11 protein-coding genes are annotated in these 12,159 nt (G+C 41.9%); 7 read left to right on the plus strand and 4 right to left on the minus strand.

What is annotated here, in order from left to right; genetic code table 11:
* Nucleotides 1-9: 9 nt before the first annotated feature.
* Entirely contained in the window at nucleotides 10-1,239 is a 1,230-nt protein-coding gene (locus FTU17_RS04375) for a beta-ketoacyl synthase N-terminal-like domain-containing protein (RefSeq protein WP_111885033.1), read from the minus strand.
* Between the two features lie 273 nt (nucleotides 1,240-1,512).
* On the opposite strand from FTU17_RS04375, the gene FTU17_RS04380 reads away from it, so the two are divergent.
* From FTU17_RS04380 to rimI, 7 genes are all read left to right on the plus strand, one after another.
* Complete coding sequence (locus FTU17_RS04380; RefSeq protein ID WP_180134766.1) at nucleotides 1,513-2,973, plus strand: EcsC family protein; 1,461 nt, start codon at nucleotides 1,513-1,515, stop codon at nucleotides 2,971-2,973.
* Between the two features lie 155 nt (nucleotides 2,974-3,128).
* Nucleotides 3,129-3,503, plus strand: coding sequence for a 30S ribosomal protein S12 (gene rpsL, locus FTU17_RS04385; RefSeq protein ID WP_000246374.1), 375 nt, complete (start codon nucleotides 3,129-3,131; stop codon nucleotides 3,501-3,503).
* Between the two features lie 178 nt (nucleotides 3,504-3,681).
* Complete coding sequence (gene rpsG / locus FTU17_RS04390) at nucleotides 3,682-4,152, plus strand: 30S ribosomal protein S7 (RefSeq protein ID WP_005011815.1); 471 nt, start codon at nucleotides 3,682-3,684, stop codon at nucleotides 4,150-4,152.
* Nucleotides 4,153-4,282: 130 nt separating this feature from the next.
* The gene (gene fusA / locus FTU17_RS04395; RefSeq protein WP_168379594.1) at nucleotides 4,283-6,418 is read left to right on the plus strand and encodes an elongation factor G; all 2,136 of its coding nucleotides are present in this window, start codon (nucleotides 4,283-4,285) and stop codon (nucleotides 6,416-6,418) included.
* Nucleotides 6,419-6,511: 93 nt separating this feature from the next.
* A complete protein-coding gene (gene tuf / locus FTU17_RS04400) occupies nucleotides 6,512-7,702 on the plus strand; it encodes an elongation factor Tu (RefSeq protein ID WP_180002848.1) in 1,191 nt (396 codons plus the stop codon).
* 218 nt (nucleotides 7,703-7,920) lie between these two features.
* Nucleotides 7,921-8,802, plus strand: a complete 882-nt coding sequence (locus tag FTU17_RS04405; protein ID WP_180022267.1) for a metal-dependent hydrolase — start codon at nucleotides 7,921-7,923, stop codon at nucleotides 8,800-8,802.
* A 117-nt stretch (nucleotides 8,803-8,919) separates the two neighbouring features.
* Nucleotides 8,920-9,378 (plus strand): ribosomal protein S18-alanine N-acetyltransferase, encoded by a 459-nt coding sequence (gene rimI / locus FTU17_RS04410; protein ID WP_180059480.1) that lies wholly within the window; start codon nucleotides 8,920-8,922, stop codon nucleotides 9,376-9,378.
* 85 nt (nucleotides 9,379-9,463) lie between these two features.
* On the opposite strand, the gene FTU17_RS04415 is transcribed toward rimI, so the two are convergent.
* From FTU17_RS04415 to trxB, 3 genes are all read right to left on the minus strand, one after another.
* A complete protein-coding gene (locus FTU17_RS04415; RefSeq protein WP_078190044.1) occupies nucleotides 9,464-10,279 on the minus strand; it encodes an arginyltransferase in 816 nt (271 codons plus the stop codon).
* Nucleotides 10,276-11,034, minus strand: a complete 759-nt coding sequence (gene aat, locus FTU17_RS04420; protein WP_180134767.1) for a leucyl/phenylalanyl-tRNA--protein transferase — start codon at nucleotides 11,032-11,034, stop codon at nucleotides 10,276-10,278. The genes FTU17_RS04415 and aat overlap by 4 nt, the downstream gene beginning before the upstream one ends.
* A 110-nt stretch (nucleotides 11,035-11,144) precedes the next feature.
* Nucleotides 11,145-12,098, minus strand: coding sequence for a thioredoxin-disulfide reductase (gene trxB, locus FTU17_RS04425; protein ID WP_180008210.1), 954 nt, complete (start codon nucleotides 12,096-12,098; stop codon nucleotides 11,145-11,147).
* Between the last annotated feature and the right edge of the window lie 61 nt (nucleotides 12,099-12,159).

Consider the following 12,159-nt stretch of genomic DNA (forward strand, 5'->3'; position numbering starts at 1 on the left):
AACTTTATATTAAGCTTCCCATTTTTTGAAAACGAGGCAAGCGTTTACACCGCCAAAACCAAAACTGTTACTCATCACAGTATTCAATTTTGCATCACGTTTTTCAAGTACGATATCAAAAGGTTTTGCACCTTCATCAAGTTCAGTCACGTTGATGTTTGGTGCAATAAAGTCATTTTGCATCATCAAAATAGAGTAAATCGCTTCTTGTACACCTGCAGCACCGAGGCTGTGACCTGTCATTGATTTAGTCGAGCTGAGCGGAGGAACTTGTCCTTCGCCGAAAGCACGTTCCATCGCTTTAAGTTCAGTAACATCACCAGCCGGAGTAGATGTACCATGTGTATTAACATAGTCGATGGTATCTACACCATGTTGTTTAGCTTCTTCTAAAGCCATAAGGATACAACGCGTCGCACCTTCGCCCGATGGTGCAACCATGTCAGCACCATCAGAGTTTGCTGCATAGCCGACAACTTCAGCCAAAATGTTTGCGCCACGTGCTTGAGCATGTTCAAGAGATTCTAGTACAACGAAGCCACCACCACCTGCGATCACGAAACCGTCACGGTCAGCAGAGTAAGGTCGGGAAGCAGTTTCAGGGGTGTCATTGTATTTTGAACAAAGTGCGCCCATTGCATCAAATAAAAGACTTTGTGACCAATGGTCCTCTTCACCACCACCGGCAAGCATTAAGTCCTGTTTGCCTAATTGAATCAAATTGTATGCATAACCAATGGCATCTGCAGATGTTGCGCATGCGCTAGTAATCGTATGTGCAATACCTTGCATTTTAAATGCCACACCCACGTTTGCGGTAATGGTGTTGGTCATGTTACGTGGTACAAAGAATGGCCCAACTTTACGTGCACCTTTGGTGTCTAGAAGTTCTTTCATTTCAACAACAGATGCAGTTGAACCACCACCTGAACCACCCGCAATACCGTAACGTGGATTACCGCCAATTTGTTCTGCTGTTAAGCCTGCATTTTCTACCGCAGCCAAAGCTGAGTTGTATGCATACATTGCGCATACGCCCATAAAGCGTTTTAAACGGCGGTCAATACCGTCAAAGTTTTGTTCTGCAGCCGCACTGACATGACTTTTGAAATTAAGTTCAGCATAACTTGGGTTGAAACGTGTTCCAGAAATCCCGTTTTGCAAAGAATGAGTGACATCTTCTAATGTATTACCAATGCATGAGTTGATGCCCATACCAGTGATTACAACACGTTTCATCTACAGATCCTTTATAGGTAGTGTGTGAGCAAGCTATTGAAAGTATACGAAGGAAACTTTCTAAATAGACGAACTCATATAATTTGATTGGAATAATGATAGCAGAAAGCTTTTTGAATTCTTATGGCAAATCCTATGCCTATTTTTGACTGAGCTAATTTGCAACGATGCAGCAAAAAACTTAACTTAAAGATACATATTCAAGTTGTGATAAAGTTTGACTACACCTAGTATTTATCAAGAATTTCAAGAATAGTCTGAATGGGGTAGGGAATGGCGAAAACGAATAATAAACCAACGGCTGGTCTGCTCTCAAACGCCTTTGGAGTGGCTAAAAAGCTCAGTTCTACAGGGGTGTCTATTATCAATCATGTTGCACCCGAATCTGTAACTAAGGTCATTCAGCCACAAAAGAATGGTCAAACCTTGGAAGGTCAGTCACGTCAGATGAGCGTATTTGATGTGAAAAAATATGATAATCCGCAGCAAATTCTGCGTGAACATGTTCCGAATGTTTCTAGACAATTATTCGGTCGACATTTTAATACCGTAAATAATGTGGCTAATTTTGTTGCCCCTCAATTTAGCGACAAGATTTCTGACTATCTTTTTGATCGATTGAATCATTTTAGTTCGGATATTTCATCTGTAGATGCAGTGCTTGATGAAGCTGGCGTACGTGATTTAGAAGAGTTGACACAAGATGTCGATCGTTCACGCCGCATTAGTCAGGCCTTAGGCGAGCAAAATAAATGGATTGCTTCAATTCAAGGGGCTTTAACAGGTGCGACAGGTGTTATCGGTTCAAGTATTGATATCCCTGCTTCACTGATTATGACTTTACGAGTGATTTATCAAGTTGGACGTTCTTATGGTTTCGACTTAAGTAAAGAAAGTGATCAAGATATCGTTCAGTTTATTTTTAAACAGGTCGACCTGAGTTTAATTGCAGAAAAACAAACTTTGCTTATGGCAATAAAAGCTCTGAGTAGTACGCTACAAAATAGTGATTTGCATCAGTTGCAGCAATTGGTGGGTTCAGATACTGATGCAGCAGCATTGAAGAAATATGTACTAGATGAAAATGGTCAGTTTAAGTGGGCATGGCTCAATCAAATGCCAAAAGTTTCATTGTTAAATCAGCTATCACGATTATCTCCTGTGGCAAGTGTTGGTGTAAGTGTGGTGTATAGTCGCCGTTTGGTGGATGAAGTGAATCAGAAGGCACAGCAAGTCTTTTCAAATGCGCGCCAATATATTTTGCAGCATCAGGATATTAGCTTGTCACCTTTACATGCCTATGAGCGTTCTCTTGAGTTGCTTGCTCAAGCAACACCTAAATTACTAGAAGGTATTAAGGCGAAAGATATTGATTTGGCTGAGCCTGTACTAGATGAGACCATAGATGTTACAGGTCATGAGAGTATCCGCGCAGTAAAAGTCACTAAAAAAGCACAAGTTAAAAACTCTGATGCAGCTGAAGTGGAAGTAGAGCAGGAACAAAAAGTCTCAGAAGGTTTGGAGGCACTTGCGGAGAAAGTTGTTGAGCCTCATGCACCCGGGGCTGCGCAAAAACCTGCTTTAGCTGAAAAAGATGAGTTTGATGTGTTGGAATCTGTACAGCAGGAGGATGTCCCAGTGGAAAAAGCTGCACCCAAAACTAAGCCGCGTAAAGCCAAAACAGCAGCCGTAGATAAAGTTACAAAAAAATCAGCAGATTCTTCTGAAAAATAAACTATTTATTTGTGGGTGAAAAATTGCGCAAATCATGATGAATAAATGTTTTCGATGATCGTATATTGTTGACCAATTTTAAGTCTTCGCTTACAATTGCATGCCCTCAAAAAGTAGTATTTTTTGGGGCTTTTTATTAACGGGAGAATTGCCAAATGGCAACAACAAATCAGTTGATCCGTAAGGGTCGTACAACTTTAGTTGAAAAATCTAAAGTTCCTGCGTTGAAGGCTTGTCCACAACGTCGTGGTGTTTGTACACGTGTTTACACAACTACACCTAAAAAACCTAACTCAGCAATGCGTAAAGTTTGCCGTGTTCGCTTAACTTCAGGTTTTGAAGTTTCTAGCTACATCGGTGGTGAAGGCCATAACCTACAAGAGCACAGTGTTGTTCTTATCCGTGGTGGTCGTGTTAAAGATTTACCAGGTGTACGTTACCATACCGTTCGTGGTTCTTTAGACTGTGCTGGTGTTAAAGATCGTAACCAGTCTCGTTCTAAATACGGTGCTAAACGTCCTAAGAAATAATCTGAAAAGATTAACTTCTTAGTTCGTTAGAACTGCAATCCTTTATCGTCTCGCTTGTCTGATTTCTGCATTTTTTGTGAAAATTCCAAGCGACGTATAGTAAGGCCAGCGAAAGCACATGACACTTTGTGCACCTGCTGGAATAACCTGAAGTGTCATATTTATTAGGTGTATTAAAATGCCAAGACGTCGCGTAGTTGCTGCCCGTGAAATCCTTCCGGATCCTAAGTTCAGCAGCCAAACAATCGCTAAATTCATGAACCACGTAATGCAAGATGGTAAAAAATCTATTGCTGAAAGTATCGTTTACGGTGCTTTAGACCGCGTTCAAGAAAAATCTAAAGTAGACCCAGTTGAATTTTTCGAGACTACTCTTGAAAAAGTTCGTCCTATGGTCGAAGTAAAAGCACGCCGTGTTGGTGGTGCTACATACCAAGTGCCTATGGAAGTACGCCCATCCCGTCGTACTGCCTTGGCTATGCGTTGGTTAGTAGATGCTGCTGCTAAGCGTTCTGAAAAAACTATGGCTTTACGTCTTGCTGGCGAGTTGCTTGATGCAGCTGAAGGTAAAGGCGCAGCGATCAAAAAACGTGAAGATGTGCATCGTATGGCTGAAGCCAACAAAGCCTTCTCTCACTACCGTTTCTAAGCGGATAAAACAGCCCCTATTCAGGAGGGTGGTTGAGCGGTTGTCACTGTTCTGTCATCGAATCGCTTTAAGTTGCTATGCAGCTTAAAGCGTCCTGTTTTAACAACAAAATTTAGGAATGCTAGAAATCATGGCTCGTAAAACCCCAATTTCTCAGTACCGTAACATTGGTATTTCAGCGCACATTGATGCTGGTAAAACTACAACTTCAGAACGTATCTTGTTCTACACAGGTGTATCTCACAAAATCGGTGAAGTACACGACGGTGCAGCAACAATGGACTGGATGGAGCAAGAGCAAGAACGTGGTATTACCATTACTTCTGCTGCGACAACTACATTCTGGTCTGGCATGAGCCAACAGTTTAAAGAACACCGCATCAACGTAATTGACACCCCGGGACACGTTGACTTCACAGTTGAAGTTGAACGTTCTATGCGTGTTCTTGATGGTGCGTGCATGGTTTACTGTGCTGTAGGTGGTGTACAACCTCAGTCAGAAACTGTATGGCGTCAAGCAAACAAATATAAAGTGCCTCGTTTAGCATTCGTGAACAAGATGGACCGTACAGGTGCAAACTTCTTCCGTGTTGTTGAACAAATGAAAACACGTCTTGGTGCGCACCCTGTACCAGTTGTGATTCCAGTTGGCGCTGAAGATAACTTCCAAGGTGTTGTTGACTTAATCGAAATGAAGTCAATCATCTGGGACGAAGCTTCTCAAGGTATGAAATTTGAATACGGCGACATTCCAGCTGATCTAGTTGAAACAGCTCAAGAATGGCGTACTAACCTTGTAGAAGCAGCTGCTGAAGCTTCTGAAGAGTTAATGGACAAATACCTAGAAGAAGGTGATCTTTCTAAAGAAGACATCGTTGCTGGTATCCGTGCTCAAACTTTGGCTTGCGAAATCCAGCCAATGCTTTGTGGTTCAGCGTTCAAAAACAAAGGTGTTCAACGTATGTTGGATGCTGTAATTGAATTCTTACCTGCGCCGACTGACGTTGAAGCGATCAAGGGTATCCTTGACGACAAAGACGAAACTGAAGGCTCACGTGAATCTTCTGACGAAGCTCCGTTCTCTGCGCTTGCGTTCAAAATCATGAACGACAAATTCGTAGGTAACTTGACTTTCGTACGTGTTTACTCAGGTGTTCTTAAGCAAGGTGACTCGGTTTATAACCCAGTTAAATCTAAGCGTGAACGTATCGGTCGTATCGTGCAAATGCACGCGAACGAACGTCAAGACGTTGAAGAAATCCGTGCTGGTGACATTGCTGCGTGTGTAGGTCTTAAAGACGTTACAACTGGTGATACACTTTGTGATGAAAAACACATCATCACTCTTGAACGTATGGAATTCCCAGAGCCAGTAATTGCGCTTGCGGTTGAACCTAAAACTAAAGCTGACCAAGAGAAAATGTCTATCGCTCTTGGCCGTTTAGCGAAAGAAGACCCTTCATTCCGCGTACGTACTGACGAAGAATCTGGTCAAACAATTATTTCTGGTATGGGTGAGCTTCACCTTGACATTATTGTTGACCGTATGAAACGTGAATTTAACGTTGAAGCGAACATTGGTAAACCAATGGTTGCTTACCGCGAAACAATCAAAAAGACTGTTGAGCAAGAAGGTAAATTCGTACGTCAAACTGGTGGTAAAGGTAAGTTCGGTCACGTATACGTACGTTTAGAACCGCTTGCTGAAGATGCTGGTAAAGAATACGAATTCGCTGAAGAAGTTGTAGGTGGTGTAGTACCTAAAGAATTCTTCGGTGCTGTAGACAAAGGTATCCAAGAACGTATGAAGAATGGTGTCCTAGCTGGTTACCCAGTTGTTGGCATCAAAGCTACATTGTTCGACGGTTCTTACCATGATGTCGATTCTGACGAATTATCGTTCAAAATGGCAGGTTCTTACGCATTCCGTGATGGTTTCATGAAAGCAGATCCTGTTCTTCTTGAGCCTATCATGAAAGTTGAAGTAGAAACTCCAGAAGACTACATGGGCGATATCATGGGTGACTTAAACCGTCGTCGTGGTATGGTTCAAGGTATGGACGATCTTCCTGGCGGTACTAAAGCAATTAAAGCTGAAGTTCCACTTGCTGAGATGTTTGGTTACGCGACTCAAATGCGTTCTATGTCTCAAGGTCGTGCGACTTATTCTATGGAATTCGCTAAATACGCTGAAACACCACGTAACGTGGCTGAAGGCATCATCGCTAAGTTCCAATCTGGCGGTAAAAAAGGTGACGACGAGTAATCTTTCGATTACTATAAGCCCAAACTAATTCATAGTTAAAAACCAAATGCTCATGCAGTATCCCTGCATGAGTAGTTTAAAAAGGAAGATCTCATGGCTAAGGCTAAGTTCGAACGTAATAAGCCACACGTTAACGTGGGTACAATTGGTCACGTCGACCACGGTAAAACTACTTTAACAGCTGCAATTGCAACTGTATGTGCAAAAAAATTCGGTGGTGAAGCGAAAGATTACGCTGCAATCGACTCTGCACCAGAAGAAAAAGCACGTGGTATTACAATTAATACTTCACACGTAGAATACGATTCTCCAATCCGTCACTACGCTCACGTAGACTGCCCAGGTCACGCCGATTATGTTAAAAACATGATTACTGGTGCTGCACAAATGGATGGTGCGATCCTTGTATGTGCTGCGACTGATGGTCCAATGCCACAAACTCGTGAACACATCCTTCTTTCTCGTCAGGTAGGTGTACCTTACATCGTTGTATTCTTAAACAAATGCGACCTTGTTGACGACGAAGAACTTCTTGAATTAGTAGAAATGGAAGTTCGTGAACTTCTTTCTACTTATGACTTCCCAGGCGACGACACTCCAGTAATCCGTGGTTCTGCTCTTGCTGCGCTTAACGGTGAAGCTGGTCAATACGGCGAAGATGCTGTAGTTGCTCTTGTTGAAGCTCTTGACTCTTACATCCCAGAACCAGAACGTGCTATCGACCAAGCATTCCTTATGCCAATCGAAGACGTATTCTCAATTTCAGGTCGTGGTACAGTAGTAACTGGCCGTGTTGAAACTGGTATCGTGAAAGTAGGCGAAGAAGTTGAAATCGTTGGTATTAAAGATACAGTTAAAACAACTGTAACTGGCGTAGAAATGTTCCGTAAACTTCTTGACGAAGGTCGTGCGGGCGAGAACTGTGGTGTTCTTCTACGTGGTACTAAACGTGAAGACGTTCAACGTGGTCAAGTACTTGCTAAACCAGGTACAATCAAACCGCATACTAAATTCGACGCAGAAGTATACGTACTTTCTAAAGACGAAGGTGGCCGTCATACTCCATTCCTTAACGGTTACCGTCCACAGTTCTACTTCCGTACAACTGACGTAACTGGTGCGATCGCGCTTAAAGAAGGCGTTGAAATGGTTATGCCTGGTGACAACGTAGAAATGTCAGTAGAATTAATCCACCCAATCGCAATGGACGCTGGCTTACGCTTTGCGATCCGTGAAGGTGGCCGTACAGTTGGTGCTGGTGTAGTTTCTAAAGTAACTGCATAATCACTAAATGTGTGTAAAAAAGCGCCTCTTTGAGGCGCTTTTTTTTATGCTTATTCAATGTGATAGGGGAAATTGTCTGACAATATTTTTTAAAGCTGTCCTTTAGTGATAATTCACTGTCCTTAACTGAAATAATTACGCTTCAATAAAACCGTAATATGAACTCAAGAAAACCAATAAAAAGTTTGAGTATTTAATAACTCAAAAAGGAGTTAGGCATGAACGCTAAAGTAAAGATTACTAATCGAGCAGGTGCAAGTTTCCCTGTACGTCGCATGAATTTTGAATTTGATGCAGTACCAGAGTATTGGATGAACGGCTCAGCTGGTTTGACACATTTTATGACCGCATTATCTGCTTTATTTCCAGCGGGTGAAATGTTCTTTATTGATAGTGTGCGTGCCGTACGTAAACACCCAGCGATCGCAAACAATGAAGCCTTACAAAAAGAAATTAGTGCTTTCATTGGTCAGGAAGCCATGCATACGCAAGAGCATGAAGGCTTCAATGCTTATGCACAAAAATACGGTCATGATGTCGAAACGCTTGATAAGGCAACGGGTCGAGTTATCCAAGGCGTGCGCAAAGTCTTTGCACGTATTGGTAAACCTGTTGGTATTACTCAAGAAATGGTGGATCTAACCGCAACTACGGCACTTGAGCATTTCACTGCAACGATTGCTTCACAGTTATTGGTTAACCCACATATTCAAGCTTTAATGACAGATGAAACCATGAAAAATATGTGGTTGTGGCATGCGATTGAAGAAAATGAACATAAAGCCGTGGCTTATGATGTTTTTGAAGGTGTCTTTGGTCAGGGGATTAAGGCCTACGCACTCCGTACAGGTTCATTGATTGGCGCAATGGTGACTTTATTCTTCGTACAAAGCTACTTTGTTGCTCGTTTATTAAAAGAAGATAACAAGCTTAATTTTGAAGCATTAAAAGATATTTATACCTATGGTTATAGCCCTTCAAAAGGCATCATCACTGGTATGGGTAAAGAAATGCTGATGTATTTTAAACCTGGTTTTCACCCGAATGATTTAGATACTTCAGGTTTATTAAAAACGTGGAAAGCATATTTGGGTCTCTAATCACAGCGCTGTGGTGACTTTTTGAGAAGGGCGATGTAAATCGCTCTTTTTTTTATTCAACTTTAGAGGCAAACTTTTTATAATGCGCATACCCTAGCTATAGAAAGATAAACGAAGATGATTCGTTTGATGCAAGACGCTGATGTACAGCAGGTTTACGATATCGAGCGCCGCGTACAAAGCCATCCTTGGACCATAAAACAATTTCAAGAATCGATTGCTGCCTATCAAAGTACGGTGATTGAGCGACAAGGAAAAGTTGTAGGTTTTTGCATTTTACAACCCGTTTTAGATGAAGCAAATTTGCTGTTGATGGCGATCGATCCGAGCCAGCAAGGCAAAGGATTAGGTTTTCAATTGCTCGATGAATCTATTGCCTTACTCAAAAATAACCCCATTCAAATCTTCTTGGAAGTGCGTGAAGGTAATCAACCTGCAATCCGTTTATATGAAAAAGCTGATTTTCACCAAATCGATTTGCGAAAGAATTATTATCCAAATGCCGATGGAACACGAGAACATGCCATTATTATGGTGAAAGCTTGTAGTGATGATTTTGCAGCTTTATTTAAATAAAAGCGGTGAAGCGTGATCAGATTTAAAGAAAGCATTCGTGAATAAACGGATGCTTTTTTATTGAATATCTTTTGTTTGATCCCTTTTATTTAATAATAGGATTGTTCCAACCTGAAGGTAAGGTGGTCATCAGGGAATCCCCCAGTTGGCTGATTTCTTCTTGGGTTAGTGGTCGGTTGAGTCGACGCCATTGTCCATCAAGCAGAAGTTCCAGTGGAATGTACTGAGATTTATAATTCATTTTTTGCGAATCTGGCACCCAATAGCCCAAGTAGACATATTGCAGTCCAAGCTTTTGTGCATGCTCGATTTGTTTCAGAATGGCAAAAGTCCCTAGGGAGCGACGGCTTTCATCAGGATCAAAAAAGGTATATACCGCTGAAATACCATCATCAAGTGGATCACAGGTAGATACACTGATCAGTTGCTCATCTAACCACAGCTCTAAAAAGAAACTGTCAGTGCAGCTATTAATTAAAAATTTTTCAAATTGATCTTGGCTAGGTGGGTACATATCACCATCAGCATGCCGCTCATTAATGTAGCGTTCGTACAGCGCATAATGCTTTGCATCGGCATCTTGAGGGCGGCTAATTTTCACCGTTAAATCTTGATTCCGTTTCCACGCTTTTTTTTGCACGCTGTTCATTTGAAATTCATGAACAGGAACGCGAGAGGACAAACATTGGCGACAAAGATGACATTCAGGGCGATAGACAAAATCACCACTACGACGAAAACCCATGCGGGAAAGTTCAGATAATGTGACCACATCAATACGATGGACCGGGTCCAAAAAGACCATTCGAGCAGATTTATTTTCTAAGTAGCTACAATCATGCGGAGGCGTGATGTAGTACTGTAATTCGTTCAACAGGGACTTTGGTTGATAGGAATTCATCGTAATATCCCTCTTTTATTGTCATGCGCGCTGAGACTCGCCCATTGCGCTATTGTTTTACTTGAAAATACACTGTCCTGATACTTTTTCCAATCGATTGATGGTTGTTTAACAACATCTTGTAACGAATTAAGGTATTGTTGGCGAGAAAGTGTACTCGCACCTAAACTTAAGAGATGATCGTTGACTAATTGGCAATCAATCCATGGCAACTGATTCTCTTCCCCAATAAGCATTAAGGTGTAAAACGCCATTTTAGAGACATCTGTTCGTGTACTGAACATAGACTCACCAAAGCAGCCATGGCCAATATTGACGCCATAGAGGCCTCCGACAACAGTCTCATTTTCCCAAACTTCAATGCTATAAGCATAGCCTGCTTCAAATAGCGCAGAATATCCCTGAATGATATCTTCTGAAATCCATGTTTCATTGGCATAACTACGTGGCAGTGAACATGAGTGAATCACAGTTTCAAACGCATGATTAATGGTGATCTTAAAGTCCATTTTTTTCATGCTACGCAATAACGATTTGCTCGGATGATAGTCCTGCGGTCGAATAATGCAGCGGGGTTCAGGACACCACCAACAAATTGGATCACCTTCACTGAACCATGGGAAAAGACCGTGACTATAGGCTTCAAACAGTGTGGAAGGGGAGAGGTCAGCACCGATGCAAATTAAGCCTTCACCTTCGGGATCGCATTCAACAGGATCGGGGAAAGTAAATTTAGAAGGAGGGAGTATCGGCATGCCAAGCTTCTTATTGAGGTATACGGATTTTTATCATACATAAAAAAGCCGACCATCAGGTCGGCTAATTTTTAAAACTATTTAGCTAAGCAAATGACTTAAGCAAAAGATTATTCACCGAGTGCATCAAGGTATTTTTCAGCATCGAGTGCAGCCATACAGCCTGAACCTGCAGAAGTAATGGCTTGACGGTAAATGCTGTCGGCTATATCGCCCGCAGCAAATACACCCGGAATCGACGTTTGTGTTGCATTACCCGCAGTTCCGCTTTGAACTTGGATGTAGCCATCACGTAGGTTCAATTGACCATCAAAAATACCACTGTTTGGTTTGTGACCAATCGCCACAAACATTCCAGTGACATCAACATTTTGAGTTGAATCATCTTGCGTAGATTTAATACGTACAGAAGTTACACCTGTGTTATCGCCAATGACTTCATCCACTTGGTGATTCCAGATAATACTGATTTTACCTTCTTTTTCTTTTGCAAAAAGATGATCTTGCAGAATTTTCTCTGAACGTAAAGTATCACGACGGTGTACTAGAGTGACATGCGATGCAATGTTCGATAGATACAGCGCTTCTTCGACAGCAGTATTACCACCACCGACAACCATGACTTTTTGGTTTTTGTAGAAGAAACCATCACATGTTGCACATGCGCTTACGCCTTGACCCATAAATGCAGCTTCAGATTCAAGACCTAAATATTGTGCAGTTGCACCTGTACAAATAATTAATGCATCACAAGTGAACTCTTCCATATCGCCTTTAAGTACGAACGGACGAACATTGAGGTCAACTTCATTGATATGGTCATACACGATTTCTGTGCCAAAACGCTCAGCATGTGATTGCATTTGTTCCATTAGGGCAGGGCCAGTTAAGCCTTCTGCACCACCTGGCCAGTTGTCTACTTCTGTCGTTGTAGTCAATTGACCGCCTAATTGAATACCTGCGATGAGTGTCGGTTTCAGGTTCGCACGGGCAGCGTATACCGCAGCGCTATAACCTGCAGGACCAGAACCTAAAATAATTAGACGTGAGTGACGAGCGCTCATCCGTAGAATCCTTTTTTTATATGATAATTTGTGGAATTATACGTCAAAGTTTGAAACGATT

The sequence above is a fragment of the Acinetobacter sp. YH12070 genome, assembly GCF_013419625.1.
In the GTDB taxonomy this organism is placed as follows: domain Bacteria; phylum Pseudomonadota; class Gammaproteobacteria; order Pseudomonadales; family Moraxellaceae; genus Acinetobacter; species Acinetobacter amyesii.

Excerpts from the sequence above, each read along its gene's own strand:
- rimI (WP_180059480.1), top strand. The coding sequence starts at position 8,920 with ATGATTCGTTTGATGCAAGACGCTGATGTACAGCAGGTTTACGATATC.
- trxB (WP_180008210.1), bottom strand. The coding sequence starts at position 12,098 with ATGAGCGCTCGTCACTCACGTCTAATTATTTTAGGTTCTGGTCCTGCA.
- tuf (WP_180002848.1), top strand. The coding sequence starts at position 6,512 with ATGGCTAAGGCTAAGTTCGAACGTAATAAGCCACACGTTAACGTGGGT.
- fusA (WP_168379594.1), top strand. The coding sequence starts at position 4,283 with ATGGCTCGTAAAACCCCAATTTCTCAGTACCGTAACATTGGTATTTCA.
- rpsG (WP_005011815.1), top strand. The coding sequence starts at position 3,682 with ATGCCAAGACGTCGCGTAGTTGCTGCCCGTGAAATCCTTCCGGATCCT.
- aat (WP_180134767.1), bottom strand. The coding sequence starts at position 11,034 with ATGCCGATACTCCCTCCTTCTAAATTTACTTTCCCCGATCCTGTTGAA.
- FTU17_RS04415 (WP_078190044.1), bottom strand. The coding sequence starts at position 10,279 with ATGAATTCCTATCAACCAAAGTCCCTGTTGAACGAATTACAGTACTAC.
- FTU17_RS04405 (WP_180022267.1), top strand. The coding sequence starts at position 7,921 with ATGAACGCTAAAGTAAAGATTACTAATCGAGCAGGTGCAAGTTTCCCT.
- FTU17_RS04375 (WP_111885033.1), bottom strand. The coding sequence starts at position 1,239 with ATGAAACGTGTTGTAATCACTGGTATGGGCATCAACTCATGCATTGGT.
- rpsL (WP_000246374.1), top strand. The coding sequence starts at position 3,129 with ATGGCAACAACAAATCAGTTGATCCGTAAGGGTCGTACAACTTTAGTT.
- FTU17_RS04380 (WP_180134766.1), top strand. The coding sequence starts at position 1,513 with ATGGCGAAAACGAATAATAAACCAACGGCTGGTCTGCTCTCAAACGCC.